This window comes from Halomonas sp. MS1 (assembly GCF_024182575.1).
Classification (GTDB): Bacteria; Pseudomonadota; Gammaproteobacteria; order Pseudomonadales; family Halomonadaceae; genus Vreelandella.
Map to the genome: position 1 here is coordinate 3295317 of NZ_CP098926.1, position 26673 is coordinate 3321989.

The window sequence follows — 26673 nt, forward strand, 5'->3', positions numbered from 1 at the left end:
CAGCGATATGTTTTCCTAATGGTAGCTCGTATTGTCTCAATCCAGCAGCTTTTGAGAACTAGCGCGACGCCATACACTCGGTGGTACTTTCTCATGGCGAGCCCAGATACGCCTTAGTTGCCGTTCATCACCAAATCCAGATGCTTCGGCCACCCTTGCTAGTGTCCATGGCGTCTCGGTCATTAATGTTTTAGCGCGTTGCAAGCGCAACCCCATAATGTATTCACCCACCATCATGCCGGTGAGGCTTTTGAATCGGCGCCGAAAATGGCGCTCACTCATGGCTGCTTGAGTGGCTAATGTTTCAATACGCCAGGTTTGCGAGGGGGCGGCACATATAGCATCTTGAACGCGATGCAGCCGTTCATCCACATGATTGCGGCCCTCAAGCCAGGCTCCCAACTGGGGCTCCTGTCCACTGCGGCGAAGATATAGCACCATCTCTCGCGCCACCGCTAGCGCTAATGAATGACCGCAAGCGCGGGTAAGCCAGTAGAGCATGGTATCTATACCGGTTGAAATCCCAGCGCTGGTTAAATAGCGGCCATCTTCAATAAAAATACAATCGCTTTGCACCTTGGCCTTTGGCGCTTTGGCCTGTAACTGCTCGATTAATGTGTGATGCGTGGTGCAGCGTCGCCCCTCCAGCAAACCTGCGTCAGCCAGTAATAGCGTGCCGGAGCAAACCGTCATCAGCGTTTCCGCATAGCATGCGTTTGCCTTAAGCCAACTAACACACTCTTGCTGTGCCAATGGCTCAACGCTATTGCGATACTGTCCTGGAATTAGCAGTAGGTGTTGAGGAGGAAGTTGTTCGGGTAACGGGTCAATGCCACTAAGCGTCAGCGGTCCTAACCACGGCATAGCGGTCTTTGGGCCGACATAGCAAACCTCAACATCGATTGATAGCCGGTCGGCACATTGTAAGACTTGAAGAGGCCCGACCAAGTCAAGTGGCACTTGGCCAGGCATCATCAATACCGCAATCCGCAGGGTGTTGGCTCTTTGGGAGAGCGGTTGACTGTTTTGTTGCTCTTTACTCACGCGTGTTTTGCCACTCATTGATCAAGTCTTGTGTGCTGATAATACGCGCAAAACGGTCTTCAAGTACCAGTTCGGTACGTGCCTTAATATCATCGGCTGACCATGTAATGCCGTTACGCGTCATAGGGAACGTCAGCGTTGCATCGCTGACAAAATCAACGCTAAAACCTAAATCTGACGCTATCCGGGTGGTTGTCTCGCAGCACTGTTCTGTGCGAATACCGCTAATCGCAAGTTGCGTAATGCCGCGTTCGCGTAACCAATTTTCAAGCTCAGTATCGCTGAATGCATTATGGACACGCTTATGGAAGGTCATCGCCGCTTCATCGTCAAAACCATCAAGCGGGCGAATTAGGCCATTAGCGGGGTCAAAAGCGCCTTGGCTACCAGGTTCTTCATGAAAAATGCGCACAACAGGTATGTTATTTGCCTGCGCCGCGTCTAGCATCGCCCGCTGCTTGGGGCGCCATGCTTGCGCTAGTGATTCTACCCAATAATCGCGGGCGGGAAAGGACGCTTGAACATCAATTAATAGCAGTGCGGTTTTAGACTGGGTCATGGCTAATCTCATCGTGTTGAAGTGAGGCTACAGATTAGCTATTCCCATTTCAGCCAACGATACCTTGCGCGGTCTAAAAGCGGTCAATTTCGGCCACATAGCATTAATGGTGGCGGCAAACTAAGGCGGGGAAGCGACAACTTATGCACACGCCTCAAAAACGGCAGGCTTAATGTAATATTAAGGCATTTCCATTTAAGCTAATTATTCTTTTTTCGCGTAGTCGGCCGCCATGAAAATATTAATCATTGAAGATGACCGGGACTTGGCACTGGCTATTTCCGAGTACCTGGAATTGCACCGTGTCGAATGCGACTTTGCCTATACTGGAGCCAGCGGTATCACCCTGGCATCCCAGCAGCATTATGACGGTTTGATCCTGGATAACATGCTGCCGAAGGTGCAGGGCATCGATGTTTGTCGGCAATTGAGGGCTAATGGTGTTGATACGCCGATACTAATGCTGACCGCTTGCGATATGGAAGGCGATCAAATGGAGGGGTTTAATGCCGGTGTCGATGACTATGTCATCAAGCCTTGCACGATGCCGCTACTCTTGGCCCGACTGAATGCGCTGTACCGCCGTCGTCACCCCGAGCGTGAATGTATACGGATTGCTGATCTCAGGATCTATCCAAAAGAGCACCGGGCCATTCGTGCTGATCAGGAGCTGAAACTGACGCCGACCAGCTGGAAAATTCTGTTATTGCTTGCCCGTCGATCGCCCGTTGTGGTTTCGAGAAACGAAATTGTGGAGCATGTCTGGCCAGGTGAGGAGGTGGAGGAGGGAACCGTCAACGTGCACTTACACCAACTGCGTAAAGTGGTTGATAAACCTTTTGAACAGCTCCTCATTCATACCCATGTCGGGGTTGGGCTGTCGCTGTTTGTGGAGACGCTCTGATGTCTTCCAATCCGGTTCGTAGTTTAGCCGCCCAGTCTCGACAGCACTTGCTGTATTTGGCCATTGCCATCTTTATTGGGCAGATTGCGCTGGTCACTATTTTCAGCTTTTATCAGGTGGGTCAGGCGGCTAAGTATTATATGCATCTTGATGCGATTAAGCTGCAGCAGGCGGCCAATAACAACCCCGACTATGTACTGCCGCAGCGAGGTGACGTGAGCGCCTACCGGGAGTGGGATGATATTCCCTTAGAGATCCGGCAGCTATTTTCTAGCAGTCAAATTCAACCCCTGGAGCCGCTGGAAATAGAGCGAGTTAATGAGCAGGGTATTCGTGAATACGGTTATTTGCTCTATTCGCGCGTTCAGTCACAAGAGCAGTCTCAAGAGCGGTCTCAAGAGCGGTCTCAAGAACAGCAGACCGGTGGCCTTTACCTGTTGGAGTTTGAAGAGGCTGACAAGATTGATGCCTTGGCCGAAGCTATTTTCAAGCAGGCATTGATCGAGGCTAGCCTGGTGACTGGGATATTTAGCCTGGTGCTATTTTTGGTTATCTCCTGGCTATTTAAGAGCGCAGTGAAGCCTCTATCGCTACTCGTGGAGTGGTCAAGTCGGGTCAAGCAGCATCCAGGCAGTGAGATTGATGTTCAGTTCTCAATCAGTGAGCTCAACCAAATTGCCAATCAACTGCTGTCGACACTACAACAGGTAAGAGAATACAACGAACGTGAGCAGCAGTTTTTGCGCCATGCTAGCCACGAGTTGAGAACCCCCCTGGCGATTATTCAGGCCTCCCTGGATACGTTAGGAGTGAGAACTGCCCCTGAGGACCCTAATTTCCCTTCTCTGTTGCGGGCTAGTCGCGCCTGCGCCAATATGATTTTGTTGTCGGAAGCCCTTTTGTGGCTGGCACGCCCATCCTCCAGGCCTATTGGAAAGTCCATCGTCTGGCCAGGCGCATTGTGTAGCGAACTGTTGGTGGATATGCAGTATCTGGTTGAGAATAAAAACATTCAGGTGTCACTTAACGATCAGGCCAGCAGTATCAACATTGAACATGATCTGTTTCGCATTGTACTAGCCAACTTGATCCGTAATGCTTTCCAGCACACCAGTAGTGGGACGATTACCCTAGTGATTACAGATAACTCGTTGGTTATTTCAAACCCCGTAGACGCTGCTGGCAAATCTGAAACGGTCAGCTTCGGATTAGGCCTGCAGTTGGTCGAGCGTATAGCCAACCGGCTTGATTGGCAGTTTGAGTTCGTCCTTGACTACCCGAGGGCTTGCGTAACCCTACGCTGGTAATTATCGCCATTCCCACCTAACTATCTTAAGACCCGCTTAATACCCTCTGTCTGACAATCGACTCCGCAAACATCAGCCTCTCACTTCACCTTGAGTTACTGATTCAAAACGGAGTCAACCCAATGAAGATTTGTTCTCTTATTCCCCTGGCGACGGCTATTCTGGCCACTTATTCACCATGGTCCTTCAGCCAGGATCAAGAAAGCGCCGACACCTTTGCTATCGGGCTTATTGCCTATACGGAACCGTCCCTTTACGTAGGCGGTAAGGACAATGCAGGTCTGCTGCCCTATATCGAGTGGGAGTCGGATAACTGGTTCTTTCGTGACTATTCACTGGGTAGCTATCTAGCGGGAGGAGACAATTGGGCCTTGTCCGCGGCGATTAGTTATGACGCCTTCGGCGATGTTGAGCGGGGTAACAGTCCTGAGCTCAAGGATATGAAGAAACTCGACGACATCTACACTGCCGCAGTGAGTGTCGACTGGTTTGGTTCACTAGGTTACCTGACATTAGGCTACCGGCAGGATATCTCCGGCAACCATAATGGAGGCTCGGCCGTAATTGGCTACGGTTATCCCCTTGAGTTTCAGCAATGGCGTATTGAGCCGCATGTTTCACTGACCTACGCGGGCAGTCAGGTAGCACGCTACTACGTTGGGGTTGATGCTGATGATGCGAAGGTAGGGCGTCCTGCATACCGTCCTGAAGGTGCCTATCAATATCAGGCCGGTATTAGCCTATCCCGTTCGTTTGGCGAATCCCACCGGCTGTTGATTGACTTCAGCCAGCGCCGTTTTTCCGACGAGGTTCACGATAGTCCTATCGTCGATAATGATCATCTGTGGTCTATCAGCGCAGGCTATCTCTATGCGTTTTAGAAGGCTGCTCAACAGCCGCGTTCTGGCCTTGTTTCTGGCAATAGGCATCCTGTTAGCTGTCACTGGGCTGCTTGCTGAGGTTGAGAGCCCTAGTGAGGTTGAGCAACGCAACCAGGCACCGCTTCCGCCTCTCGTTAGCGTAGAGCAAGTCAGCCGTGGTGAGCAGCCTGTGCAGATTGAAGCCTATGCCGAGGTGACGTCACGTTGGGCAGTCGAACTGAAAGCGCAAGTCAGTGGTGCTGTTGTTAGGGTGCATGACCGCGCCTTGGCTGGCAGTCGCGTTAGTGAGGGAGAGCCACTGGTGGTCATTGATGACACCCGCTATCAGGCAGAACGGGCTGATGCCGAGCGCTTGTTCCGTGAGGCGGAGCTAGAGCAGGAGCGGGCGGGATACGCTACCCAGGTGGCCAGGCGGCAGTTTGCAAGCGCCAGAGAACAACCGCCCAATGATTTGGCTCTGCACCTTCCTCAACGCCATATTGCCGATGCTGCGGTTGAAGCTGCCAGAGCCCGTGTTGATATGGCGCAGCGGGAACTCGACCAAACGGTGGTAAGAGCGCCCTATAGCGGCTTTATTGTCGAGCGCTATGTCAGCCCGGGGCAAATGCTAATGGCAGGTGATCCGGTCGCTCGGCTGATAGGTGATGCTCACTATGAGTTGGCCGCCAGTATCAGTAAGAGCGACTGGCAACGGCTTAATCATCCTATCCAGGGACAAAAAGTAGTGCTCTACAACGACCTGGACCAGCCCATTGGCGAGGCAGACATACGTGAGGGCGGTGGCTATCTTGATGCTACAACACGCCACTATATCGTGCATCTCGATCTCCAAAGTGCCGAGACTGCTGTTCTGGTAGGCGACTTCGTTAAAGCTAGCTTTCAAGGCCGCATAGAGGAAAACACCCTTAGCATCCCTGCATCGGCACTGACGGTCGATGGCTCGATCTGGTGGGTTGAAGAGGGCGGCAGTACCCTGGCTCGTAGCGTGGTCGATGTGTTGTCCCACCGCGATGACCGCGTGCTGGTAAGAGCGCCGTCCGATAACGATCAATGGCAAATCGTTGCTGTCCCGCTGTCCTCCTATCTACCGGGGCAGCGTGTACGGACAACCATCGGTGAGGCTTGGTGATGCACGTACTGACCGCTTGGTTTATCCGTAATCCGGTTGCCGCTAATCTACTGATGGCCTTTATCCTGTTAGTGGGCCTAGTCACACTGAACAACATGCGTATAGAGGGCTTTCCCCGCGTCGAGCCGGATAGCATTACTATTACTACCGTGTTTCCAGGCGCACCTCCCAACAAGGTCGATGCCCTGGTCAGCCAGAAAATTGAAACGGCTTTAGAGGGCTTGGAAGGGGTTCGCAGCCTTTCAGCGGTCTCCAGCGATGGCCTTTCTACAATTACGCTTAGACGAGCTAGTGGGCAAAGCCTTGATAGGCTGCTGGACAAGGTACGATTGCGAATGGATAGCGGGATCGAGTTACCCGCCAGGGCCGAAAGGCCGCAAATCGACGCCAGCGCCTTTGACTATCCGGCGCTCTATATCAACGTTTACGGTGATGCTGAGCAGGCTACCCTACATGAGCTTGCCAAGCGGTTAAGGTGGGCGCTCCTGGCACAGCCTGAACTATCGAGATTGAATGTCTGGGGGCTGCATAAACAGGAGCTGCGCATTGAAGTCGACAGCCGGAAGTTACGCCAGCTAAACCTGACCGTGCCCGATGTGATGGAACGTATTCGTGCCAGTTCGCTGGAATTTCAGGCTGGTTCCCTGAGAACTAGCGCGGGTCGAATCTATATCAGAACCGATGGTGACACTGAGTATGCGCCCGAATTCGGGGCCATTCCCATCGTCAAGGAGCATAACGGCGATCAAGTATTGCTACGGGACATCGCCGCTATCCAGGATACGACAGTCGAGGGTGACTATCGGTTTCGCTTTAATGGTCAGCCCACTTCGGGCATGGAAATATTAGTGGGTCAGCGTGAAAACCTGCTGCGTATTTCCGAAGTTACTCATGATGTGCTGCATGACTTTCGCCGCCAATTGCCTCAGGGAGTTGAGGTGGTCGCCTGGGGCGATAGCGCTGACTACATCGCCGACCGTCTGGTCCTGCTAACCAAAAATGGTCTGCAAGGTTTAGTGCTGGTTGTGCTAATCCTAGCCCTGTTTCTTGATGTGAAACTCGCCTTTTGGGTGGCCATGGGCATCCCTGTCTCGGTATTGGGCGCTATCGCTGTGTCTGGCACTGGTTGGATGGATTACTCGCTGAATGATATCACCACGTTCGGTTTCATTCTGGCGTTGGGTATCCTGGTTGATGACGCCGTGGTCGTCGGGGAAAGCGTATTCGAGCAACGCCGTCTCAATAATAATCCCATCGCCGCCACTGAGGCTGGAGTGGCCAGGGTGTCGGTGGCCACCGTTTTCGGCGTGCTAACCACCATTGCCGCTTTTTTCCCGCTGCTGATCCTCGATAATCCCTTAGGTAAAGTGCTAGCGAGCTTTTCGGGGGTGGTCATTCTCGCGCTGCTGTTTTCACTGTTGGAAAGTAAGTTCATTTTACCTGTTCATCTTGCCAGCATTGATATTGGCAAGCCCCCACGGTGGATACTGGCTCGTCTCTGGCTGCCGGTGCAACTGGGCGCCCAAACTGTGTTGTTATTTCTGCGCGACCGTTGCTACGTGCCTCTGCTCACGTTGGCTGTCCGCCACCGCTATGCCGTGATCATCCTTTTTATCAGCGTCGCGGTATTCGTCTTGGGACTAACCATGAAAGGGCTGGTGAAAAGCGTGTTCTTTCCAGAGGTGCCCGGCCAGGTTGTCAGCATAACGCTGGAGATGGACCCTGGAGCGCCGTTTGAGCTGACTCGCGCCAATGTTGAGCGTATCCGCCGCGAAGGGGACGCTGTCAATGCGCTATTGCAACAGCAATATGGTCTGGATCAAGCCCCAGTGCGGACTATTTTTGAAGCGATTAGCAATGCTGAATCCGCCAGTATTTATGCGGAGCTAACGCCGGTGACAGAGCGTCCAGGCATCGATGTCCAAGACGTTATTCAGCGCTGGCGCCAGCAGGTTGGTCTGCTTGAAGGAAGCCTTGAATTACACTTTACGGGCTCTGAAGAGGTGGGTGGCGGTTTTCAGATCAAATTGACCAGTGGCGATCAGGCGACGTTGGTTGCGGCTGGCAACGTGCTCAAGGATTACCTGGGTAGTATTGATGGGGTGCATAACCCTCGTGACTCGATGGCTGGGGCTCAGAGCGAACTTATGGTCACGCTTAAACCCTCCGCCGAGAGCCTAGGATTTGATCAACAGACCCTCGCGATGCAGGTGGGCTCTGCTTTCGGCGGCGCTGAGGTGCAGAAAGTTCAGCGTGATAACACTGAGCTAACGGTCCTGGTGCAATATGTTATCGAGCAACGCAATACAATGGATGACCTATTGCAATCCCACGTCCGCAACCACCAGGGCCAGTGGTTTTTGCTCGCTGACATTGCCGACGTTGAGCGGGTTCTCAAGCCCAAGGCGCTGTACAGGGAAAACAACAGTTGGGTCAATCTGGTCTCGGCAACCATTGATCGTAACGTGGTTGCCCCTGAGGAGGTGGCACGGGCCGTGTTGAGCCAACTTGTGCCACAGCTCCAGCAGCAGTACCCGGACTTGGCGGTTCGTCCCGGAGGCGAGCTGGAAGAAATGGGTGAACTGCAGGGTGGTCTAAAGAAAGCGCTATTAATCGCTATGGTACTGATCTACGTGCTCATGGCGGTGCCGCTAAAATCCTACTGGCAACCCTTTATTATCCTAGCAATTATCCCGTTCGGTTTTGTTGGCGCCATTCTCGGCCACTTGTATCTCGACCTAGCTCTGTCGTTGCTATCGATGTTCGGCATGTTAGCCCTGGCCGGTGTGGTCGTGAACGATAGTCTAGTGATGCTGAGCCGCCACAACGGGCTTGTGGCCGACGGCATGGCCCCCTATGACGCTATTCAGGCTGCAGCCACTAGTCGGTTTCGGGCGATTTTCCTTACCACGACCACTACGGTGATTGGTTTGCTGCCGCTGCTCTCAGAAAGCTCCGAACAAGCCCAATACCTGAAGCCTGCTGCGGCCTCGCTAGCCTTTGGCGAGCTATTCTCCACCGTTCTAATGCTGTTCCTGGTACCTGTGCTAATGGCTATTACCCAGGATCTGAAACGACCCCGCCAGGCCGCTCCGTCAACCAAACCCACCAAGGAACCCCCATGCCACTCTTCTCAGTAAGTACTAAGAGCACAAGTGCTAGGCGTATTGCTGTTGTCTTGCTGCTATGCCTGGGCTTAGGGGCAATTTTTATTATCGCTGATGATGACTCCTTGGTGCGTAGGGAGATCAGTTTCGTTCACGCTGGTCATACCCTGAAAGGCGTATTGGTACTGCCAAGCTCGACGGCTATGCCTGATTCATGCGTGGTTTTTGTGCACGGCTCCGGCGATATGCCGCGCGATGCTTATGGCTACTACGAACCCCTGTGGCGTCTGTTTGCGGAGCAAGGGTGGTGCTCGCTGTCCTGGGACAAACCCGGCGTGGGTGAGTCCGAAGGCGATTGGCGAATGCAGTCAATGGCAGATCGGGCCGATGAAGTTGCAGAGGCTATTGAGTTTCTGCATACAAACGTTGGCCTGGGGGAGAAGCAAACTGGCCTGATTGGGTTTAGTCAGGCAGGCTGGGTGCTGCCCAAGGTCGCTAACTTGCGCGATGATATTACCTTCCTGATCTCGCTGTCGGGCGCGGTCAATTGGATGGATCAATCGCGTTATTCTGGACGTCAACGTATGATCGCAGAAGGCCTGACAGAGCAAGAGATCAAGGCGGAAGAGTATGCCGCTGAACAGGTCAACGCATTAATACAGCGCAATGCACCTTATACAACCTATCTGGAGCATATCGAAGGTGAGGTAGACGTTGAGCCAATGAGCGAAGCTTTCTGGGGCTTCGCGAAACGCAACTGGCAAGCCGATGGGCGTAGCGACCTGCAGGCTATCAAGGTACCTATGTTGGCGCTCTTTGGTTCCCATGATGCCTATGTCGATCCGATTTCCAGCGCGACTGCCTATCGTCAACTGCTTGAGCGTTCAGCCGCACCGTTTTTCGAAGTTCACCGCATCGACGGCGCCGACCATAGCCTGATGAAGTCAGATCAGGTCAAACCTGACCATCAAGGCACGGATGCTTGGCTGAAACTATTCAAGATCTGGTTTCTTGGCGACGCTATTTTTGCCGACGGTGTGCTCGACAGTCTAGCCAGCTGGCTGAATAGGTTCCCCAAGGCGGAGACCCAGCCCACATCCGAAGGAAGATCCGCAGTAGATAGCAACTAAAGGTGTGTATCTCTCGGAAAACGTCACAAGGAAGTGAAAAGCCACCTTGCTGATATCGAAAGCGGTAAAATGATCACCCGGTGGTGCGCTATCAAAGGCTATAATAGCGTGATTATGGTGGAATACCGCTACCGTGACTTTTAACTATCGAGCTGGCGTCCATAGTTTTTATCGAAGATACCTAGATAAGCCGGCTTGTTGGTTGATTTTGATGTTTGTTTTAATGAAAGGAAGGTGGTTGGTAATGATTAACACCAAAATATATAAAGCGGTTTATGAACTAGCTGAGCGGTTAATGAAAGCCGCGGCTAAAGATGACAGAGAAGCGTTTGATCCGCTCTATGCCGAGTTGCAGGCGATTTGCACCGACAACGAAAACACCGATAAAGACCACCCAGAGCAGTGGGAAACCTTGGCTGACTTTACCGAAGAGTTAGAGGATGCGCTGCCGATTTACCAAAAGGCGCTTGAGAAAGCCATTGCCAAGAACTCGAAAGACCATATGGCCTCTATCGGTTTCTCCATGGCAACGTTGCTAGTACAGTTAGGTCAAACGGATGACGCCATCGAAAGATTGCAACATGCGAAAGCCAGCGCCGAAGGCATTGAAGATGACGAGCTGAAAGCAGAAATCGACCAGTTGCTTGAAACGCTAACGACCCACTAGGAAGTCTATTTTGACCAATAATGATATTTTTCGCCGCATCCGCTACACCTTTGATTTAAAAGACGGCACCATCGTGAACATCTTCTCACTGGCTGACGTCAGTGTGAGTCAAGCGCAGGTGACGGCTTGGCTGAAAAAAGACGAAGATGATGCTTTTGTCACGATGAAAAATAGAGAGTTGGCGGCGTTTCTGAATGGCTTTATCAGCTTTAAACGTGGCAAGCGTGAAGGCCCGCAGCCGGTGCCTGAAGCACAACTAAACAATAATATGGTGTTCCAGAAGCTGCGCATTGCACTGAATTTAAAAGCAGACGATATCTTGGCAGTGTTTGAACAGGTGGGCTTACCGCTGAGCCAGCATGAACTCAGCGCCTTTTTCCGTAAGCCAAGCCATAAAAATTACCGTGAGTGTAAAGATCAAATGCTGCGTAATTTCTTACTCGGTATTCAGCGCCAGCTACGACCTGGTTCGGCCGATGCAGACGCAACACCTTAAGCCCTGGGCTTCTGCGCACTATCTGCTGTGAGGTAAAAGCAAGAGGGGCAACCTTGGCAGCCTCTCTGCTTTACCGATGCTAATGCTTCACGCAGACGAAAATCGCATTGCCTGAAAGGTTATCCCAAGGGGTAATGGTCTGGTAGTTGTGCTCAAATACATGCACCTCAAAATAAGGCGCCAGTAGGGTGGTTAATTCCGTAAAGCTGACCGCTACCATCGGATGCTCGTCGTTCCAGACTTGCGTGGCGCCTGCGCTGGTTTTTTCAATACTCAGCCTAAGCGATTGCTTTTCGCCGTGCCCGCCGTAGTGCCAACCCGAGCGGAACGTGAAGACATTGTCATCTTGTCTGGCACTGTGTTTAACGCATAAATCGTTATTAATTTTGTTTTTATCGACCACGTTAAAATAGAAAACGCCGCCCTGTGTTAGTGCGCTATGGGCGCTGGAAATACACCCTTTTAGTTTTTCAATCCCATCGTTGTAGTGGATTGAGTACAAAAAGCAGGTGATCAAGTCGAGGGGTTCGCTGGTTTCGAATGCACTCATGTCTTGCCGTGAAAAAAGCGCTTCTGGGCAACGCTTGGCGGCGATATCCAGCATGGGTTGGTTAATATCAAGACCACTGCTGAGATAACCAAAATCAATAAAATGGCGGACATGAGGGCCCGTGCCACAGGCTAAATCAAGGTGCGTGTGCCCGCCGTTGCCGAAAATCTGATGGAGCCGACGAATGGCGTTGCTTTGCGCTTGGTAGTCAATATCGACGCACATCAAATCGTAGTAACCAGATAGGTCGGTATAGAGTGCGTTGGCGGACAGATTGGCGGACATAGTAGCCTAATGGTGGGCGCTAAAATATTGGGGTGGCGCATAGTAAACGAGCGAGCAAGGTTTTAGAAGCGAGGACAAGGTCACACCCGCTTTTTTTCAAAAAGCGGGAGATATCATAGGTAAATTGTGTTTATTTAATTGTGTTTATTTAATTGTGTTTATTTAAGAGAGTTACTGCCGCCATTTTGCTCAGCTAACTGCTTAGCTTGCGCATACCCTGTTAGCGCTAGATAGTCACGATTGCTATCGATAGCGCCGTCATTGCCAGCTTTAAAGAAAGTTTTTTCCAGCATTGCCTCTCTGGCTTCCATAAGTGTTTGCGCCATCTGCATGTGTTCGCTGACAATCTTGCAGCCGAGCTCAATGTCTCCTTTACGCAACGCCTCTAGTAACTGGCGTTGATAATCATAGCCTTGGCGGCGTAACTCAGGGTTGGGCTGTGCGTAGATTCGCTGACAGACGGTCATATTCATCAGCAAACGCACTGGAAATCGGCACATCAAGGCCAATAGAGGGTTAGGGCAATAATCAATCAGAACTAAATGAAATTCCAATTCCTTCAATCGCTGCTCGCGCTCTTCTTCTAGCGATGCTGGCGGGTGGTCATAAAAGGTCATTACTGACGCCAGTCGATCAAAGGCATCCGCATCGAGCACACCTTCAAGACTCTTTACCAGGGCTGGCCAGAGCGCTTTACGTGCTTCATAGATGTCATGAATGGTGGGAGAGTGAAAGAAAAAATAGTTACCCAGCAAGGTCATCGCTCGATCATCACTGACTTCGCTGATAAAGGCACCGCCACCTGGGCCTGTTCGCGTTTGAACCAACCCTTGGGCTTCAAGTCCTTTGAGAGCTTCACGCACCGTACCTTTGGATGCATCTAACGCTTGGATCAGTTCTTGTTCCTGCGGAAGTCGATCGCCGGGCTTTAATTGATGTTGCGCAATGTATTCCTTTATCGCCTCACTGATTACGTCGGTACGCTTAGGTTTAGCAGGTTGGCGTGCTTGCTTCATGGTTGTCTCAGCTAACATTGAAAGAGGCTGTTTTAGTAAGAATCATCCCCTTGAAGTGGCGTGATGTCTAGCAAATGTCGCCTCGTGTATAGCTGCGTTAAGCCGCTAGAAGCGAGGTGAAAATAATTTATAATGATAAATTTAAAGACTCCTTCTACCTAATAATCGAGTAACCCATCATGACCTACAGTTTGATCGCACTGGATAAACAATCTGACACTTTCGGTATCGCATGTGCCACCGGAGGGCCTGCACTGGGTGGTTTTGTTCCCCATTTGCTACCGGGCATTGGTGCCGCTATTACCCAGGGCTTTAGCACCAATGTATTCAGTGCAGAACAAGGGCTGCAGCGCTTAGCCAACGGCGAAAAGGTGGCGGATATTATCGGTAGCCTGCAACAACAGGACAAAGGCGCTGCGTGGCGACAGGTGGCGTTAATGGATCGGCATGGCGTTGCCGCAGGCTGGACAGGCGATGAAAACGTCTCGGTTGCTGAGATGCGAATCAGCGATGGGTTGTTGATTGCAGGCAATATGTTGACCAGTCTAGATGTTATTCCCGCCATGGAGGCGGCTTATCTTGAGACTCGTCAGCGTAATGACATGGCTAGCGCTTTGATAGCCGCGCTGAGTGCTGCTCAGCAGCAGGGCGGGGATCATCGTGGCACGCTCTCAGCGGCTCTGAAAGTATGCGCCCCAGGTGGATTGCCCTACGATTTGCGTATCGATTATGCCCCGAACGCGATTACTGCACTGAGCGAACTTCACTTACGTATCGAGCAGGATGGTGATTTTCAGTCATTTCTTGCTCGTCTGCCCACCGCTGACAATCCGCATCGTCATTAACCACCACCACGTAATTTAGACATAAGTCTAAAAGCCGAGAATCCCCAAAAATTTAACCTTTTATTCTGACTGAGTTTTTTGTTTTCCCAGTCGGAATGCCTGCTCGTCCACCTCCTTAAGGGTTTGACAGCATGTTTGACGCTCTCATAGGCTATTTATCATGATAAATAGCCGTGCTGAGCAGCAGCCAAACAATAACCCCTTGAGGCAACCATGACGCTTTCTTTAACCCAGGCCGGAGAACAGGCGTGGAAGTGGCTAGAAGATGCCGCTAAGTTCAGTGAAACCGACAATATTGAACGCGATGGCGTTACCCGCCGCTGCGCCACCCCTGAACACCGCGCTGTGCTCGATGAACTTACAATGTGGATGAAAAGCGCGGGTATGTCTGTGCGCATGGATAACGCCGCGAACCTGATCGGTCGTTATGCCAGTCCACAAGCCGGTGCCAGGACGCTGTTGCTCGGATCGCATCAGGACACCGTTCCTAATGGAGGCAAGTACGATGGCATGATGGGCGTTATTCTGCCGCTTGCCTTGGTTAGCTACTTGCATGAAAACGCGATCGAAATGCCCTTTCACATTGATGTGGTGGCGTTTAGCGACGAGGAGGGGACACGCTTCAGTTCTACCTTACTTGGTTCTAAAGTGCTGGCGGGCACGCTTAATCCAGAGATGCTTAAAGCCCGCGATAGTCAGGACATAACCCTTGGGCAGGCGCTGGCTGACTTCGGTTGCGACACTCAACGAATCGATGCAGATCGCTATCTACCGGAAGACGTGATTGCTTTTATCGAAACACATATCGAGCAGGGCCCTCAGCTTGAGCAGGCTGATGTGCCGGTGGGAGTAGTAAGTGCAATTACTGGGATCGAACGCCACGAGATAATGGTCAAGGGCTTGGCAGGTCACGCTGGCACCGTTCCTATGCACATGCGCCAGGATGCATTGGTGGGTGCTGCCCACGTTATCCAATTGGTCGATACGTTATGCAAAAGCACCGATGAACTCGTCGGTGTTGTGGGCAAGATTGAGAACGCACCTAATGGCGTCAATGTTATCCCTCAGACCACCACCTTGAGCATTGAGTTACGCTCGCCGGATGATGCACTTCGCCGTCAAGCAAGAACTCAACTGTTAAGCCAAATTGACGCGTCTCTGAAAGCCTTGAATCTTGGCTTTGAGCATCGTCATACCTATGAACAACCTGCTGTTCAATGCGCCAAGCACCTTATCGATACCATGCAGAGTGCGCTTAAGGATGCGCGAATTGAGCCACGGGTACTGTTCAGCGGCGCAGGCCATGATGGGTTAGCCATGGCTGACTTGTGTGACATCGGCATGCTGTTTGTTCGTTGTCGCGGCGGTATCAGCCACCACCCCAGCGAAGCTATCAAGCCTGAGGATCTCGGCGTTGCCATTGAGGTTCTCTTAAACACCTGTCAGCGACTCGCCCAACAGCAATAGCTGGCAGCCTTGTATCACGACGTTTGTCCAACTAGCTCAACATAAAGCCACAAAAATCATAAGGGTTGATTATGAGCCAACAACAGCAAGTTTCAGACACAAAAGCCCCTGCATCAGGTAAGTGGTACAAACAAATACCGGACCCGATGGTGCTGATTTTCTTCATTTTGGTCGCCGCCTACCTAATGACGTTTATTGTGCCCGCAGGCGAGTTTGAACGTCAGACTGTCGATGGTCGTACGACCGTTATTCCTGAATCTTTCATGTACTTGTCAGATGTTGCGAATCTGCATTTTTTCAAGATTTTCGTCGCCATACCGCAAGGTCTGATTAATGCGTCGCAATATCTGTTTATCGTGTTTATTGCTGGTGGGCTGTTTCATATTCTGCAGAAGACAGGCGCGCTGGAAAATGCCATTGGTGTCGCCGTTCATCGCGTCGGCGCTGAAAATAGCATTAAAAGCCGCAACCTGATTATTGCTGCTGGTACCTTTATCTATGGCTTCTTTGGCGTTGCGGTTGGTTTCGAAAATAATATTGCGCTCGTACCCATTGGTGTACTGATAGCTTCTGCCATTGGCTGCTCTCGTTTAGTCGGCGTTGTGATGGCCGTGGGGGGCATCGGCATTGGCTTCGCTTTATCGCCGATCAATCCATATACCGTTGGCGTTGCGCAAGGTATTGGTGAATTACCTACGTTTTCAGGCTGGTGGTTACGCACGTTGATGGTGGTTGCGTGTCTGGCTACCTTGACGCTTTTTATCTGCCGTTACGTTGTCAAAATGGACTACCACGATGACAACCCAGCCGAGCTAACCAAGCGTCTCGAAGACTATACCTTGACCCGCCAGAACATCATTACATTAGCTATTTTTATTGCTGGCCTGATTATCATGCTAATCGGTGTGTTTATTCGCGGTTGGTACATCAATGAAATTGCCGCCATGTTCTTGCTGATGGCGATTGTTATTGGACTCACTAACGGCCTGGGAGCCAATGCGCTGGTAAGACAGATGATGGAAGGCGCCTCATCGGTAACCGCCGGTGCCTTAGTGATTGGTGTTGCAGCCTCTATTCAGGTCATCCTTAAAGATGCCCAGATTATCGATACGATTGTTAATTCCCTTAGCTCTCTGGTGGGGGATATGCCTACCGCCGTGGCGGCTGTCGCTTCAAGTGTGATTCAAGGCGTGATCAACCTGTTTATTCCGGGCGGGTCGGGTCAAGCATTGGTTACCATGCCGATTTTGATCCCCTTAGCAGATTTAATTGGCATGAGCCGTCAGTTAATGATCACGTCCTTCCAGGTGGGAGATGGTTTGACTAACCTGATTGTGCCAACGTCTGGTGGCACCCTTGCCATGCTAGCGCTAGGCCGGGTTTCCTACGCGCAGTGGCTACGTGTTATTACCCCTTTATTGGTACTGGTTTACGTTATGTGCTGGGCAGCGCTGGTATTAGGCTATTACGTTGGTTATTAAGTACGGTCGTTAGGCGGTTAACTGACGGCTGACGCAGCAGTGACGGGGGAGAATCCAGAAGGATTTTCCCCCTTCGTTTTGCTGTTATGTGGTTTGATCCTAAAGAAATTCGGTCATTGTCCGATAATCACTTAACAGGTAAAAGCCACCAAGCCGTCACAGAGTCTGCCATGCCCAAATCACCTGCTTTCCTTCTTGCTGCGATACTGCTTAGCCTAGTCACCTATGCTCAGGCGTTTGCAAATACGGCTGAATCAGCGGCGCTCGCGTGGTTAGAGTCAATTGATAATGGTGAGGTTGAACAAGCCTGGGAGAGCTCATCGCCGCTACTAAAAACGCCGCTATCGCCTAGCATGCTTAGGCGCATTATTGAGTTAGCACGTAATGAGTTTGGGCCGGTAGAATCACGTCGACAAGTGCAAGTCTCTCACTACCGATCTATGCCGGGTGCGCCCGATGGCGACTACATGGTTTTTATCTTCCATACTCGGTTTGAAAATAAAGCGAGAGGAGTAGAAACCGTAACACCTCATCTTGAAAATGGTGAGTGGCGAGTCAGTGGTTATTATGTGCAATAGCTCTGTGTAATAGTTCTGTGTAATGCTTCTTTGTAATAGGTATTTGTAAATGACTGATGCCGCACCCGGCGCGTACCAAAGTGGTGATGCTATGCCTAGTATTGCTAACACGCCCGAGCCGCCTTACTACGCGGTTATTTTTACCTCACAACGCACTGAGATCGATAACGGCTATGACGCAATGGCGGCCAGAATGGTTGAACTTGCAGCACAGCAGCCGGGATTCTTGGGAGTAGAGTCTGCCCGAAATGAAGTGGGTGTGACGGTGTCATACTGGGCTGATTTGGCCTCAATTAAAGCGTGGAAGGCCCACGCTGAGCATCAGGAAGCCCAGCGACTAGGCCATCAGCAGTGGTACCAGCATTTTAAGACGCGCATTGCCAAAGTCGAACGAGATTATGGTATTTAAAATATTAACGTAGCCTAGGCTACGTTATTTTGCTTAATAAGTGCCTGACGGTGACTCCACCCCAGCCCTCGTCATTCCCGTAGGCCCTGCCACTTCGTCATTCCCGCATGCCCTTAGCGGGAATCCATGTTGACCTGGGGTTTCGGGCTGCTGCAGGCCAAGGTCAAGGTGGATTCCCGATTACCCCACTCGGGAATGACGGTGCGGTGACTCGGGAGTGACGTGCGGTGCTCGCTTTGGAAGGTGGCCGCTTTGTTATATGGGGCTAGGGGATAGTGCCAGTCAGCCTTAACTGACAGGCATTACAGCCTAGGCAGGCTTTTTGCTGCTTAAATTTAAGAGGCTAACCTCAGAGCAAAGCCAATAATTAGCGTTCCAAATACCCAACGTTGCAGTGTTTGCCTTTTTTGATGGCTGGCAAACCAGCGTTGCATCTGCGCTCCCAAGCAGGCATATAGCGCATCGTACACAAGCCCCACGCCCACTAGCACAGCCCCCAATAGAGTAAATTGAAGCGCAACGTCACCCTGTTGGGTGTGAACGAACTGGGGTAATAACACCGAACAAAACAGCAGCGATTTTGGGTTCAGCAGGTTCGTTAACAGACCCCGTCTCCAGGCTAGGTAATAGCTACCGGTGAGCGATGCTTGTGGCTGGTTAGTATCGGTGCTCCGTTTGCTACGAATCAGCTGTAAGCCCACCCAAATCAAGTAGGCCGCACCGAGATAACGAACAGCATCAAAAAGCCACGGAGCGGCGACAAATAGGGCGGCCAAGCCCAAACCGGCTAACGCCACATGCAGTCCTCGGGCGATGGCTAACCCTAGCGCGGTGGCTAGCCCATGCCCGCGGCCCAGCGTACTGCTGGTATGCAGCACCAGTAGCATATCCGGGCCTGGAATCAGGTAAACAATGGCTAATGCGCTAATAAAAAGACCGATTTCCATCACCGCTCCCTCAAGATTTCACCTAGTGGCTTGATAAAGGGCATGGTACCGTTAAATTGGTGAGTGATTTCTTGCCATTTACGCTCATGTAACATCAGTTATTGATATTTTGTGCCAATTAAGAGTAAGGAAATGCTTATTTATGCCAAATGATCAATTAGATGCTACCGACCGACGCATTCTTGCGTTGCTACAGGGGGATGCTCGCTTAACCAATGTGGAACTCGCAGAGAAAGTAAACTTGTCGCCGTCTCCCTGTTTACGCCGAGTGCGACGCTTGGAAGCAAGCGGCATTATTCGTGGCTACCACGCGGAACTTGATCGTCGAAGCGTCGGGCTGGAGTTAACGGTGTTTGTGGGCATTAAGGTAGAGCGACATCATGAAGAGCAAGCCAATGCTTTCCGAGAAGCCGTGGTTAAACTGCCGGAAGTAGTCACTGCGCACCTAGTGTCTGGTGAGTCGGATTTTTTGCTACAGGTGGTAGTACCTGGGTTGGCAGCTTACGAGGCGTTTTTAACGGGGACGTTGCTGCGCTTACCAGGAGTGAGCGATATTCGCAGCAACTTTGCTATTCAGCCAGTGAAAGAGTATGGCACATTGCCATTGGATAATAGCGATAAGGCTTAGTCCAGTCGAGAGATGGTGGAGGCATTTAAAAGCATTTTATGGTCTCTACATTTTGGTATTGATACAGCGATAAACGGCTGCTAAAAGGCTGTAGAGACCAAACACAAAAAGCCCCAGTGCGGCAAAGGCAAGCAACCACTGGCCAAAGGGCTGGCTTCCAAAAAGAGTAATAGCATCACGATGGCCGGTGCTTTTCCGGCGCGCCATACTGTGCGTGTGCTGTGCTATTGTTTAGCGTAGGTCAAGTTATCAGGCTATTCGCTATTTTTTGATGATGCGAGCAGAAGATGAGCCATAAGTCTCCAAGTGCTAAGTCTTTACATGCTAAGTCTCTTCAGGCTGGGTCTCCGCGTGCTGGGTCGCCGCCTGTTTTTTGGCGCGACTCACGGCTGCCTTATGTCGAACTGCGTAAAATCAGTGATGCGAGGCAAGTGTGCTATGCCCCTCATAGCCATGTTCACTGGTCGGTAGGGGCTATTACGTCAGGCAGCAGTACGTTTTTCTATCGGGAATCGACTTACCCGATTAGCGCCGGTGACTTGGTTATGATGAATCCCGACTGGGTGCATGCCTGTAACCCCATCGAGAACGAACCTTGGGCATATTTGATGCTCTATGTGGATGCGCAATGGCTAGCGGATTTACGCTATCAAATAGGCACGCTTAGTTCCCCGACCTGGAGTGATATTGATACGGCGGTGGTCTCACAGCCAGCGCTGTATGCCCACTATTGTGAAATGGCGGCTTGTTTATTGGATAAGCAATGCACTCTCTCTATGAAGCACGCGTCGGTTACCGGGTTTCTTACCGCATTGATGCTGGCATTAGCCCACGAGACAACCGTCTCTAGGCCGCAGCCGCCGGATGGCTTGCAGGCTGCGGCTGCCTATTGTGACGTGAATGCGGCTTTTGATGTGTCATTGGAAACGCTATGTCAGTTAACCGGCTATAGCGCTGGCCATCTTATCCGTGCGTTTAAGCAGCACTATGGGCTTACCCCCCATGCTTATCTGATTAATCGCCGTGTTCAGCTTGGCCAGCGGGCGCTTAGGCAGGGGGAGTCGATCGTTAATGCGGCTTTATTAGCCGGTTTTAACGACCAACCCCACTTCCAGAGAACATTTAAGCGGTTAGTGGCGGCAACACCCAATCAGTATCGCTATCCGCTACTCAAACAACAGGAAAATAGCGCTGGCAGCTAGGCCAGCAGCCAGCGTGCGGTTAATGGTAAGCAGAACGAACGGACGGTGAATATAGCGTCTAAGAAAAGCACCTGCATAAACCCAGCTGGCCAATGACAACCAACAAATGGGTAGGTAGAGAGCAGCGAACAGCCATAACTGGTAGGGGTCATTACTGCTGGTGTAAGCCCCAATGCCAGCGGCAGACGCCAGCCACGCCTTAGGGTTTAACCACTGCATCATCGCGCCGGTCATAAAGCCTGGTGGCTTATCTGTACTCTGGCCACGAACAGCGCCATCATGTTGGAAAAGCTGATAGCTTAAGTAAAGTAAAAAAAGTAGCCCCGCCCAGCGTAATATTTCCTCCAGTAGTGGCACTACGTTTAGCAGTGAGTAGAGCCCCGCGCCAATCGCCAGGAAAAGCACTAGAAACCCCAGGGTCGCCCCCGTGACAAAAATAAGCCCTTTGGCAATAGGGTAGTGGGTGCCGCTACTCAGGCAAACAAGGTTGACGGGACCTGGTGAAATAGACGCGGCAAGGGCAAATGCTGACATCGGTAACAGTAGTGAAACGCTCATTGTTGTCCTCCTAAACAGAATCAAGAGCTTGCAAGAGCGCGAGAAAAGAGTATTGAACAAAATTGAGATGCCACGATATTGCGCAAGATTCGGGTAGGCCGGATGACGCGGTCTGGTTAAGCTTGTTCTATGTTCAGAGAGCCCTGTGCTTTTCCTCGTTTAGCTCCGGTGAGAACGTCTTTATGAATGACTATGCCCGTATCGAAAAAGCGATGTCCTACATGGTGGCCAATGCCGCTAGCCAGCCAAGTTTGGAAACGGTGGCGGCTCAGGTGCATTTGAGTGCTTACCATTTCCAGCGACTGTTTTGTCGTTATGCGGGTATCAGCCCTAAGCGTTTTTTACAGGCGTTGACCTTGGAGCGGGGCAAACAACTGATCGCATCGTCAGAAAGTCTTGCCAATACCGTGCATGCGCTAGGACTAAGCGGTGGCTCGCGGCTTTATGATCACTTTGTGCAGCTAGAAGCGGTCACGCCGGGTGAGTTTAAGCGCCAAGGGGAGGGGGTTGAGATTGCCTATGGCGTGCACCCTACACCTTTCGGCGAAATATTGGTGGCGATGACGCCGAGAGGAATTTGTCGGATGGCCTTTGTGGCGTCTACCAGTCAGGAAGCGTTGCTGGCAGAACTCGTAAAACAGTGGCCACGCAGTACGCTATGCCATCGCCCTGATGCCACCCGTTATGCGGTAGAGGCACTGTTTACAGCATCTGCAGAAACGACCACAAAAGCGACATCTGCCACGCTATCGCTCCACGTGAGCGGCACTAATTTCCAGATTGCTGTATGGCGCGCGCTGCTCACTATTCCTGAAGGGCAGTTGGCGAGCTACTCGCAAATTGCCCAGGCTCTTGGCATGCCGAAATCATCTCGAGCCGTCGGAAATGCGGTGGGTGCTAACCCTATTGCACTGTTGATTCCTTGCCATCGAGTGATTCAGCAAAGTGGTGCGCTAGGCGGCTATCGCTGGGGGATTGAAACCAAACAACAGGTCCAGGCCTGGGAAGCGGCACAGCATTCTCCTCAGCTTGAGCCGCATTAGCCCTGACTTAGTGTCCAAATACCGACCAGCCGGTTTCTTGGGCAAACATTTCTAGGGCACGAGTTCCCAGTAGGCTATTGCCGTATTTATCCAACCCCGGTGACCAGACGGCAAGCGAACCACGCCCAGGTGCAATAGCCAAAATTCCACCGCCTACGCCACTTTTGCCGGGCAGGCCAACGCGGAAAGCAAACTCCCCCGACGCGTCGTAGTGGCCGCACATCATCATCAATGAATTAATCCGTCGCGCTCGTTGGGGCGATACAACGCGTAAATCACTTGGCCGGTTGACACCGTCCGATGCCAAAAACAGTCCGGCGTGAGCAAGCTGTTCGCAGCTCATGGCAATTGCGCACTGGTGAAAGTAGGTGCCGAGCACTTTATCGACATCGTGGCGTAGGCGACCAAAGGCTTTCATAAAATGCGCCAGAGAAGCATTGCGGTCTTTGTGCTGCATTTCGGAAGCCGCTACCTGATGGTCAAAACAGATACTGTTATCGTCGGCGATATAGCGCACAAAGCTAAGAATTTCCGCCAGTGTCTCTTTAGGCTCGTGACCCATCATGATGGCATCAACAATCGCAATCGCCCCAGCATTAATAAACGGATTGCGCGGTTTACCGCCTTCATGCTCAAGCTGCACGATAGAGTTGAACGGGTCGCCAGAAGGCTCACGCCCGACCCGCGACCACAATCCATCCCCCCATTTGCCCAACGCAATGGTTAGCGTAAAAACTTTGGAAATGCTCTGGATTGAGAACGGTGTGGTGGCGCAGCCCGCAGAAAAGCGCTGGCCGTCTACCGTAGCTAAACTGATAGCAAATTGGCTGGGGTCCACATGGGCAAGCTGGGGAATATAGTCAGCGACATTTCCGCGCTCGGTTTCAAGGGCCAGCTCGGCGGCAATCTTATTGAGTAACTCTTGCATGTAATACGAATTCGTTTGGCAGCGTGAGGCGCTACCCTAGCGGAAACGAGCAGGCTTGTCTGCTGGCGGTTGATACCGAAATGCCATGGGCTATGCACGTTGTTGAGAGGTTTTGTCCGTTGCTAACTAGCTGTTCGGCGGCTACAGTTCGGCTACTTTCAGCAAGGGCCGACGGGCATGACCACATTAATGATTCAGGGAACTACCTCGGATGCGGGCAAAAGCACGGTGGTTGCTGGGCTTTGTCGCGTGTTAAAGCGCCGTGGTATTTCAGTCGCGCCATTTAAACCGCAGAACATGGCACTGAATAGCGCCGTGACCAGTGATGGCGGTGAGATTGGCCGCTCCACTGCGTTACAGGCGCAGGCGGCGGGTGTGGTTCCCCATAGTGATATGAATCCGGTGCTATTAAAGCCGGAGACAGATCGCGGAGCCCAAGTGATTTTACGCGGTAAAGTGCATGGCCATATGGATGCACTGGATTACCACGCGTTTAAGCGCACGGCGAAAGAGAGCGTCATGGCGGCATGGCAGGCCTTGGAAAGCCGCTTTGATGTGATCATTGCCGAAGGCGCGGGCAGTCCGGCGGAAATCAATCTGCGTAAAGGCGATATCGCTAATATGGGCTTTGCCGAAGCTGCCGACTGTCCGGTTTTGTTAGTAGGCGATATTGACCGCGGCGGTGTGTTTGCTCAGCTAGTAGGAACGCTGGCGCTATTAAGCGACAGCGAGCAGACGCGCACGAAAGGCTTTATTATTAACCGCTTCCGGGGCGATATTGCCCTTTTAGAGCCGGGGCTTGAGTGGTTAGAGGCCTATACTGGTAAGCCTGTTCTGGGCACCTTGCCTTACTTGCAGGGCCTACTGCTGGATGCTGAAGATAGCATTGGTCGGGTTCACGCTGAGAAAGCCAGTCACACCCTTAAGGTGATTGTTCCCGCGCTGCCGCGTATCAGCAATCATACGGATTTTGATCCGCTGCGTTTACATCCCCAGGTATCGCTTACCTTTGTAGGGCCAGAACAACCGATTCCACCTGCTGATGTAATAATACTGCCGGGGAGCAAAAGCACCGCCAGTGATTTAGCCTGGCTAACACGCCAGGGTTGGAGGGACGCGATTGCTCGCCATTTGCGCTACGGCGGTAAGGTGCTGGGGATTTGCGGTGGTTTTCAAATGCTAGGTGAGTGGGTAGATGACCCGGATGGCTTGGAAGGCGCGCCCGGGAAGGTAGCAGGCTTGGGGTTGTTGCAGGTATCCACGAGAATGGTCGCGGGCAAGCAGCTGCGCAATGTCAGCGGCGTCATGGTCGGGCAAGAAGCGGCTGTGACGGGCTACGAAATTCACAATGGTGTAAGCAACGGGGCTGCACTCAATCGGCCGCTGTTTGATTTAGGTAGCCACGTGGATGGCGCTATCAGTATCGATGGCCAAGTGATGGGCACTTACTTGCATGGGTTGTTTGATCATCCTGAAGCCTGCCAAGCGTTGCTTACTACGTTAGGGCTAGCAAGTGCGGCACCCGTCGATTATCGCGCCCACCGCGAGCAAGCGCTTGATCGACTGGCTGATACGCTGGAAGCGCACTTGGATATTGAGGCGGTGTTGGCGATGCTAAGGGCGCATTGAGCGCCCAGAATGCTGAGTGTTTATTCTTGCGGTGGGCGCTTTGCCATCAAAGTAATTTCGACGGTGCTGCCCCCGCAAATATTTGGTGACTCGGTGCAGGTGCGTGCTGGGTAGTGGCCCGGTTCAAAAAACTCCGCGTAAATACTGTCTAATGCATTGATCTGCCTTAAGTCAGCAAGATGAATGTCGACTCTAACAATATCCGCCAGGCTGCCTCCCTGTTGTTTTAACATGCGTTCAAGTTCGCGCATGACGAGGCGAGTTTCTTCTTTGACATCTCCACGGGTGGCTTGGCCGTTAGAAAGATCCGTAACCGTTAGCCCTGAAATAAACACATAATGGTCATCGATAACCATGTGGCTACCAGGGAAACTCGGTTTGGGTAACGTGGGATCGTCGATATACTGTGGCATTGGCTCTCCTTAGCGACAAATAAGCGAGTCGCGATGGGTGCGACTCTGCCACTAGCTTGTAGTTCCTTTGGGGCAGAGGGTGGTGCTGGCGAAAGCTTTGCTCTAGGCTGGCCAACTTTTAAGGGTTCCCCGTTGTTGATGTGATTTTAAATTCTCATGAGAGAGCGTAATGAAGGTAGTTCATATTAGTCAGAGCGCCCCGCGTAATGCGTGTTTGGCAACCTTGTGTGCCAAGGTATACGGTCAGCAAGCTGGGTTAGCGCCGCTGGTAATTTTTACCGGCACGAAAAACGTGCTGTTTGATCAAGAGGCAGCCCGTCTGTTGGCGGGTGTCGATGGCGATGGTAAACCCCTGGCGCTAGCATTGCTGGTGTTGGATGAGGCTGGCGAGGGGATGACGGTAACCCACGCTTGCGAGTTTGTTGATGGTGCTAAAGCGCGTTTAATCAGCGAGTTAAGCCTCAAAGCCCCGCTGCGCGTTGAGGTAAGTGATGCCACCCAAGAAGCGTTCTATCAGCAGTGTGGGTTTAAGCGCTGGTTTGATGGCGCGAAGGGGCAACGCATTGGTTTAGGCGCCCGCCATCCTGCTAAGCATAGTAATGACCTGACGCCCACCTTGAGCCTTGATGAAGCGCTAATACTGCGCCGATTTAAGCATGATCCTGCTGCATTTACTGAGGCCAAAGAGGCTTTTTTGTCAGGTTTAAACAACTTTCCGACCACGCTGTAGGCTAAAAAACAACGAACCGTTCCATTTTATGCAACGAACTTGCACGCTGGTGTCATGATGTCGTCCACTTTCCTGGGTAAAATAGCGACAATATTTATCTTATATAAGAAGGGGAACCGATATGGCGCTGGCAATAATGGATACTAATATCCGCTATGGTGTCGTCAGTAAGGCGCTGCACTGGGGGATGGCACTGCTGTTTGTATGGCAGTTTTTGAGTGCCGGCGCGCATTTACTGTTGTCGGATACGCCCGTGGAAGAGTTTTTATGGGGCACCCACTACACCGTCGGAGTGTTGCTGCTGACGCTTGTAGTGATAAGAGCAGTTTGGTCACTACTTAATGCCTCCCGTCGCCCGCCATCGGTCAGTGTGATGGCAAAGCTAGGCCATCTGGCGCTCTATGGCTTGATGATTGCGGTGCCTACGATTGCACTGATTCGCCAGTATGGTTCCGGTCGTGCGCTGGATGTGCTGGGGATTAACTTAATGTCGGGCTTTGACGGCGAGGAAATCACGTGGATGACAGAGCTCGGCGGCTTATTACACGGTGAGCTTGGTTGGACGCTACTGGCGTTGATTGTGGGCCATGTCGTGATGGCGATCTTGCATCGTAAATTAACCAATCACGATGTCCTATCGCGTATGTCCTAGCAAGAATCTGTTAGATGATTCAGTTTGTAAAAAGCGGCGCGTTCCATTGGACGCGCCGCTTTTGTTTAGAAGGCATGATGCCGCTACA

General features: G+C 51.8%; 28 protein-coding genes. 19 read left to right on the forward strand and 9 right to left on the reverse strand.

Annotated features, from left to right (window positions below; all coding sequences use genetic code 11):
* Positions 1–36: 36 nt before the first annotated feature.
* Positions 37–1062: a GlxA family transcriptional regulator gene (locus NF683_RS15065; protein ID WP_253920380.1), complete on the reverse strand. Its 1026-nt coding sequence runs from the start codon at positions 1060–1062 to the stop codon at positions 37–39.
* Positions 1037–1603: an isochorismatase family protein gene (locus tag NF683_RS15070; RefSeq protein ID WP_089038051.1), complete on the reverse strand. Its 567-nt coding sequence runs from the start codon at positions 1601–1603 to the stop codon at positions 1037–1039. The genes NF683_RS15065 and NF683_RS15070 overlap by 26 nt, the downstream gene beginning before the upstream one ends.
* A gap of 232 nt (positions 1604–1835) precedes the next feature.
* Between NF683_RS15070 and NF683_RS15075 the strand changes: the two genes are divergently transcribed.
* The 8 genes from NF683_RS15075 (at position 1836) to NF683_RS15110 (ending at position 11224) form a co-directional block, all read left to right on the forward strand.
* Positions 1836–2507, forward strand: a complete 672-nt coding sequence (locus NF683_RS15075) for a response regulator transcription factor (protein WP_253920381.1) — start codon at positions 1836–1838, stop codon at positions 2505–2507.
* Entirely contained in the window at positions 2507–3814 is a 1308-nt protein-coding gene (locus NF683_RS15080; protein ID WP_253920382.1) for a sensor histidine kinase, read from the forward strand. The genes NF683_RS15075 and NF683_RS15080 overlap by 1 nt, the downstream gene beginning before the upstream one ends.
* A 122-nt stretch (positions 3815–3936) precedes the next feature.
* The gene (locus NF683_RS15085; protein ID WP_253920383.1) at positions 3937–4695 is read left to right on the forward strand and encodes a MipA/OmpV family protein; all 759 of its coding nucleotides are present in this window, start codon (positions 3937–3939) and stop codon (positions 4693–4695) included.
* Complete coding sequence (locus NF683_RS15090; RefSeq protein ID WP_253920384.1) at positions 4685–5824, forward strand: efflux RND transporter periplasmic adaptor subunit; 1140 nt, start codon at positions 4685–4687, stop codon at positions 5822–5824. The genes NF683_RS15085 and NF683_RS15090 overlap by 11 nt, the downstream gene beginning before the upstream one ends.
* Positions 5824–8964: an efflux RND transporter permease subunit gene (locus NF683_RS15095; protein WP_253920385.1), complete on the forward strand. Its 3141-nt coding sequence runs from the start codon at positions 5824–5826 to the stop codon at positions 8962–8964. The genes NF683_RS15090 and NF683_RS15095 overlap by 1 nt, the downstream gene beginning before the upstream one ends.
* Positions 8946–10061, forward strand: a complete 1116-nt coding sequence (locus NF683_RS15100; RefSeq protein ID WP_253920386.1) for an alpha/beta hydrolase family protein — start codon at positions 8946–8948, stop codon at positions 10059–10061. Before NF683_RS15095 ends, NF683_RS15100 begins: the two co-directional genes overlap by 19 nt.
* A 244-nt stretch (positions 10062–10305) precedes the next feature.
* Positions 10306–10728, forward strand: coding sequence for a tetratricopeptide repeat protein (locus NF683_RS15105; RefSeq protein WP_253920387.1), 423 nt, complete (start codon positions 10306–10308; stop codon positions 10726–10728).
* Between the two features lie 10 nt (positions 10729–10738).
* Positions 10739–11224, forward strand: coding sequence for a YehS family protein (locus NF683_RS15110; protein WP_089038059.1), 486 nt, complete (start codon positions 10739–10741; stop codon positions 11222–11224).
* 79 nt (positions 11225–11303) lie between these two features.
* Here the strand turns inward: NF683_RS15110 and NF683_RS15115 are convergent, their stop codons facing one another.
* Entirely contained in the window at positions 11304–12047 is a 744-nt protein-coding gene (locus NF683_RS15115) for a class I SAM-dependent DNA methyltransferase (protein ID WP_253921903.1), read from the reverse strand.
* Positions 12048–12217: 170 nt separating this feature from the next.
* Positions 12218–13075 (reverse strand): FadR/GntR family transcriptional regulator, encoded by an 858-nt coding sequence (locus NF683_RS15120; protein ID WP_253920388.1) that lies wholly within the window; start codon positions 13073–13075, stop codon positions 12218–12220.
* Between the two features lie 179 nt (positions 13076–13254).
* Between NF683_RS15120 and NF683_RS15125 the strand changes: the two genes are divergently transcribed.
* From NF683_RS15125 to NF683_RS15145, 5 genes are all read left to right on the forward strand, one after another.
* Positions 13255–13920: a DUF1028 domain-containing protein gene (locus NF683_RS15125; RefSeq protein WP_089038061.1), complete on the forward strand. Its 666-nt coding sequence runs from the start codon at positions 13255–13257 to the stop codon at positions 13918–13920.
* Positions 13921–14133: 213 nt separating this feature from the next.
* Positions 14134–15387 carry an allantoate amidohydrolase gene (locus NF683_RS15130; protein WP_253920389.1) on the forward strand — a complete coding sequence of 418 codons (1254 nt, stop codon included), beginning with the start codon at positions 14134–14136 and terminating at the stop codon, positions 15385–15387.
* Between the two features lie 71 nt (positions 15388–15458).
* Positions 15459–16868 (forward strand): YfcC family protein, encoded by a 1410-nt coding sequence (locus NF683_RS15135; protein ID WP_253920390.1) that lies wholly within the window; start codon positions 15459–15461, stop codon positions 16866–16868.
* A gap of 170 nt (positions 16869–17038) precedes the next feature.
* Positions 17039–17446 (forward strand): DUF4019 domain-containing protein, encoded by a 408-nt coding sequence (locus tag NF683_RS15140; protein WP_193060414.1) that lies wholly within the window; start codon positions 17039–17041, stop codon positions 17444–17446.
* A gap of 91 nt (positions 17447–17537) precedes the next feature.
* Positions 17538–17855, forward strand: a complete 318-nt coding sequence (locus tag NF683_RS15145) for an antibiotic biosynthesis monooxygenase family protein (protein WP_089040854.1) — start codon at positions 17538–17540, stop codon at positions 17853–17855.
* A 335-nt stretch (positions 17856–18190) separates the two neighbouring features.
* Here the strand turns inward: NF683_RS15145 and NF683_RS15150 are convergent, their stop codons facing one another.
* A complete protein-coding gene (locus tag NF683_RS15150; RefSeq protein ID WP_253920391.1) occupies positions 18191–18802 on the reverse strand; it encodes a LysE family translocator in 612 nt (203 codons plus the stop codon).
* Between the two features lie 142 nt (positions 18803–18944).
* On the opposite strand from NF683_RS15150, the gene NF683_RS15155 reads away from it, so the two are divergent.
* Positions 18945–19430, forward strand: a complete 486-nt coding sequence (locus tag NF683_RS15155; RefSeq protein ID WP_253920392.1) for an Lrp/AsnC family transcriptional regulator — start codon at positions 18945–18947, stop codon at positions 19428–19430.
* A gap of 45 nt (positions 19431–19475) precedes the next feature.
* Here the strand turns inward: NF683_RS15155 and NF683_RS15160 are convergent, their stop codons facing one another.
* Complete coding sequence (locus tag NF683_RS15160; protein ID WP_232471474.1) at positions 19476–19637, reverse strand: DUF1206 domain-containing protein; 162 nt, start codon at positions 19635–19637, stop codon at positions 19476–19478.
* 80 nt (positions 19638–19717) lie between these two features.
* Between NF683_RS15160 and NF683_RS15165 the strand changes: the two genes are divergently transcribed.
* Positions 19718–20632: an AraC family transcriptional regulator gene (locus tag NF683_RS15165; protein ID WP_253920393.1), complete on the forward strand. Its 915-nt coding sequence runs from the start codon at positions 19718–19720 to the stop codon at positions 20630–20632.
* Here NF683_RS15165 and NF683_RS15170 read toward each other — a convergent pair.
* A complete protein-coding gene (locus NF683_RS15170; RefSeq protein ID WP_253920394.1) occupies positions 20597–21190 on the reverse strand; it encodes a LysE family translocator in 594 nt (197 codons plus the stop codon). The genes NF683_RS15165 and NF683_RS15170 overlap by 36 nt on opposite strands.
* Positions 21191–21372: 182 nt before the next feature.
* On the opposite strand from NF683_RS15170, the gene NF683_RS15175 reads away from it, so the two are divergent.
* Positions 21373–22233 (forward strand): bifunctional transcriptional activator/DNA repair enzyme AdaA, encoded by an 861-nt coding sequence (locus NF683_RS15175; protein ID WP_253920395.1) that lies wholly within the window; start codon positions 21373–21375, stop codon positions 22231–22233.
* Between the two features lie 7 nt (positions 22234–22240).
* Here NF683_RS15175 and NF683_RS15180 read toward each other — a convergent pair whose 3' ends face one another.
* Positions 22241–23161, reverse strand: a complete 921-nt coding sequence (locus NF683_RS15180) for a glutaminase (RefSeq protein WP_089038067.1) — start codon at positions 23159–23161, stop codon at positions 22241–22243.
* Positions 23162–23338: 177 nt separating this feature from the next.
* Between NF683_RS15180 and NF683_RS15185 the strand changes: the two genes are divergently transcribed.
* A complete protein-coding gene (locus NF683_RS15185; protein ID WP_253920396.1) occupies positions 23339–24790 on the forward strand; it encodes a cobyric acid synthase in 1452 nt (483 codons plus the stop codon).
* A 20-nt stretch (positions 24791–24810) separates the two neighbouring features.
* Here the strand turns inward: NF683_RS15185 and NF683_RS15190 are convergent, their stop codons facing one another.
* The gene (locus tag NF683_RS15190; RefSeq protein ID WP_253920397.1) at positions 24811–25203 is read right to left on the reverse strand and encodes a RidA family protein; all 393 of its coding nucleotides are present in this window, start codon (positions 25201–25203) and stop codon (positions 24811–24813) included.
* A gap of 169 nt (positions 25204–25372) precedes the next feature.
* On the opposite strand from NF683_RS15190, the gene NF683_RS15195 reads away from it, so the two are divergent.
* Together NF683_RS15195 and NF683_RS15200 are read left to right on the forward strand one after the other, a co-directional pair.
* On the forward strand, positions 25373–25933 hold the full coding sequence (locus NF683_RS15195; protein ID WP_253920398.1) for a hypothetical protein: 561 nt from the start codon (positions 25373–25375) through the stop codon (positions 25931–25933).
* Positions 25934–26054: 121 nt separating this feature from the next.
* The gene (locus tag NF683_RS15200; protein WP_089038071.1) at positions 26055–26585 is read left to right on the forward strand and encodes a cytochrome b; all 531 of its coding nucleotides are present in this window, start codon (positions 26055–26057) and stop codon (positions 26583–26585) included.
* The last annotated feature ends 88 nt before the right edge of the window (positions 26586–26673 follow it).

What these genes read in the sequence shown, in the direction of transcription:
- NF683_RS15150 (WP_253920391.1), bottom strand. Translation starts at nt 18,802, where the DNA reads ATGGAAATCGGTCTTTTTATTAGCGCATTAGCCATTGTTTACCTGATT.
- NF683_RS15175 (WP_253920395.1), top strand. Translation starts at nt 21,373, where the DNA reads ATGAATGACTATGCCCGTATCGAAAAAGCGATGTCCTACATGGTGGCC.
- NF683_RS15085 (WP_253920383.1), top strand. Translation starts at nt 3,937, where the DNA reads ATGAAGATTTGTTCTCTTATTCCCCTGGCGACGGCTATTCTGGCCACT.
- NF683_RS15200 (WP_089038071.1), top strand. Translation starts at nt 26,055, where the DNA reads ATGGCGCTGGCAATAATGGATACTAATATCCGCTATGGTGTCGTCAGT.
- NF683_RS15135 (WP_253920390.1), top strand. Translation starts at nt 15,459, where the DNA reads ATGAGCCAACAACAGCAAGTTTCAGACACAAAAGCCCCTGCATCAGGT.
- NF683_RS15130 (WP_253920389.1), top strand. Translation starts at nt 14,134, where the DNA reads ATGACGCTTTCTTTAACCCAGGCCGGAGAACAGGCGTGGAAGTGGCTA.
- NF683_RS15145 (WP_089040854.1), top strand. Translation starts at nt 17,538, where the DNA reads ATGCCTAGTATTGCTAACACGCCCGAGCCGCCTTACTACGCGGTTATT.
- NF683_RS15120 (WP_253920388.1), bottom strand. Translation starts at nt 13,075, where the DNA reads ATGAAGCAAGCACGCCAACCTGCTAAACCTAAGCGTACCGACGTAATC.
- NF683_RS15190 (WP_253920397.1), bottom strand. Translation starts at nt 25,203, where the DNA reads ATGCCACAGTATATCGACGATCCCACGTTACCCAAACCGAGTTTCCCT.
- NF683_RS15165 (WP_253920393.1), top strand. Translation starts at nt 19,718, where the DNA reads ATGAGCCATAAGTCTCCAAGTGCTAAGTCTTTACATGCTAAGTCTCTT.
- NF683_RS15180 (WP_089038067.1), bottom strand. Translation starts at nt 23,161, where the DNA reads ATGCAAGAGTTACTCAATAAGATTGCCGCCGAGCTGGCCCTTGAAACC.
- NF683_RS15090 (WP_253920384.1), top strand. Translation starts at nt 4,685, where the DNA reads ATGCGTTTTAGAAGGCTGCTCAACAGCCGCGTTCTGGCCTTGTTTCTG.
- NF683_RS15095 (WP_253920385.1), top strand. Translation starts at nt 5,824, where the DNA reads ATGCACGTACTGACCGCTTGGTTTATCCGTAATCCGGTTGCCGCTAAT.
- NF683_RS15195 (WP_253920398.1), top strand. Translation starts at nt 25,373, where the DNA reads ATGAAGGTAGTTCATATTAGTCAGAGCGCCCCGCGTAATGCGTGTTTG.
- NF683_RS15100 (WP_253920386.1), top strand. Translation starts at nt 8,946, where the DNA reads ATGCCACTCTTCTCAGTAAGTACTAAGAGCACAAGTGCTAGGCGTATT.
- NF683_RS15070 (WP_089038051.1), bottom strand. Translation starts at nt 1,603, where the DNA reads ATGACCCAGTCTAAAACCGCACTGCTATTAATTGATGTTCAAGCGTCC.
- NF683_RS15170 (WP_253920394.1), bottom strand. Translation starts at nt 21,190, where the DNA reads ATGAGCGTTTCACTACTGTTACCGATGTCAGCATTTGCCCTTGCCGCG.
- NF683_RS15160 (WP_232471474.1), bottom strand. Translation starts at nt 19,637, where the DNA reads ATGGCGCGCCGGAAAAGCACCGGCCATCGTGATGCTATTACTCTTTTT.
- NF683_RS15075 (WP_253920381.1), top strand. Translation starts at nt 1,836, where the DNA reads ATGAAAATATTAATCATTGAAGATGACCGGGACTTGGCACTGGCTATT.
- NF683_RS15155 (WP_253920392.1), top strand. Translation starts at nt 18,945, where the DNA reads ATGCCAAATGATCAATTAGATGCTACCGACCGACGCATTCTTGCGTTG.
- NF683_RS15125 (WP_089038061.1), top strand. Translation starts at nt 13,255, where the DNA reads ATGACCTACAGTTTGATCGCACTGGATAAACAATCTGACACTTTCGGT.
- NF683_RS15185 (WP_253920396.1), top strand. Translation starts at nt 23,339, where the DNA reads ATGACCACATTAATGATTCAGGGAACTACCTCGGATGCGGGCAAAAGC.
- NF683_RS15105 (WP_253920387.1), top strand. Translation starts at nt 10,306, where the DNA reads ATGATTAACACCAAAATATATAAAGCGGTTTATGAACTAGCTGAGCGG.
- NF683_RS15065 (WP_253920380.1), bottom strand. Translation starts at nt 1,062, where the DNA reads ATGAGTGGCAAAACACGCGTGAGTAAAGAGCAACAAAACAGTCAACCG.
- NF683_RS15080 (WP_253920382.1), top strand. Translation starts at nt 2,507, where the DNA reads ATGTCTTCCAATCCGGTTCGTAGTTTAGCCGCCCAGTCTCGACAGCAC.
- NF683_RS15140 (WP_193060414.1), top strand. Translation starts at nt 17,039, where the DNA reads ATGCCCAAATCACCTGCTTTCCTTCTTGCTGCGATACTGCTTAGCCTA.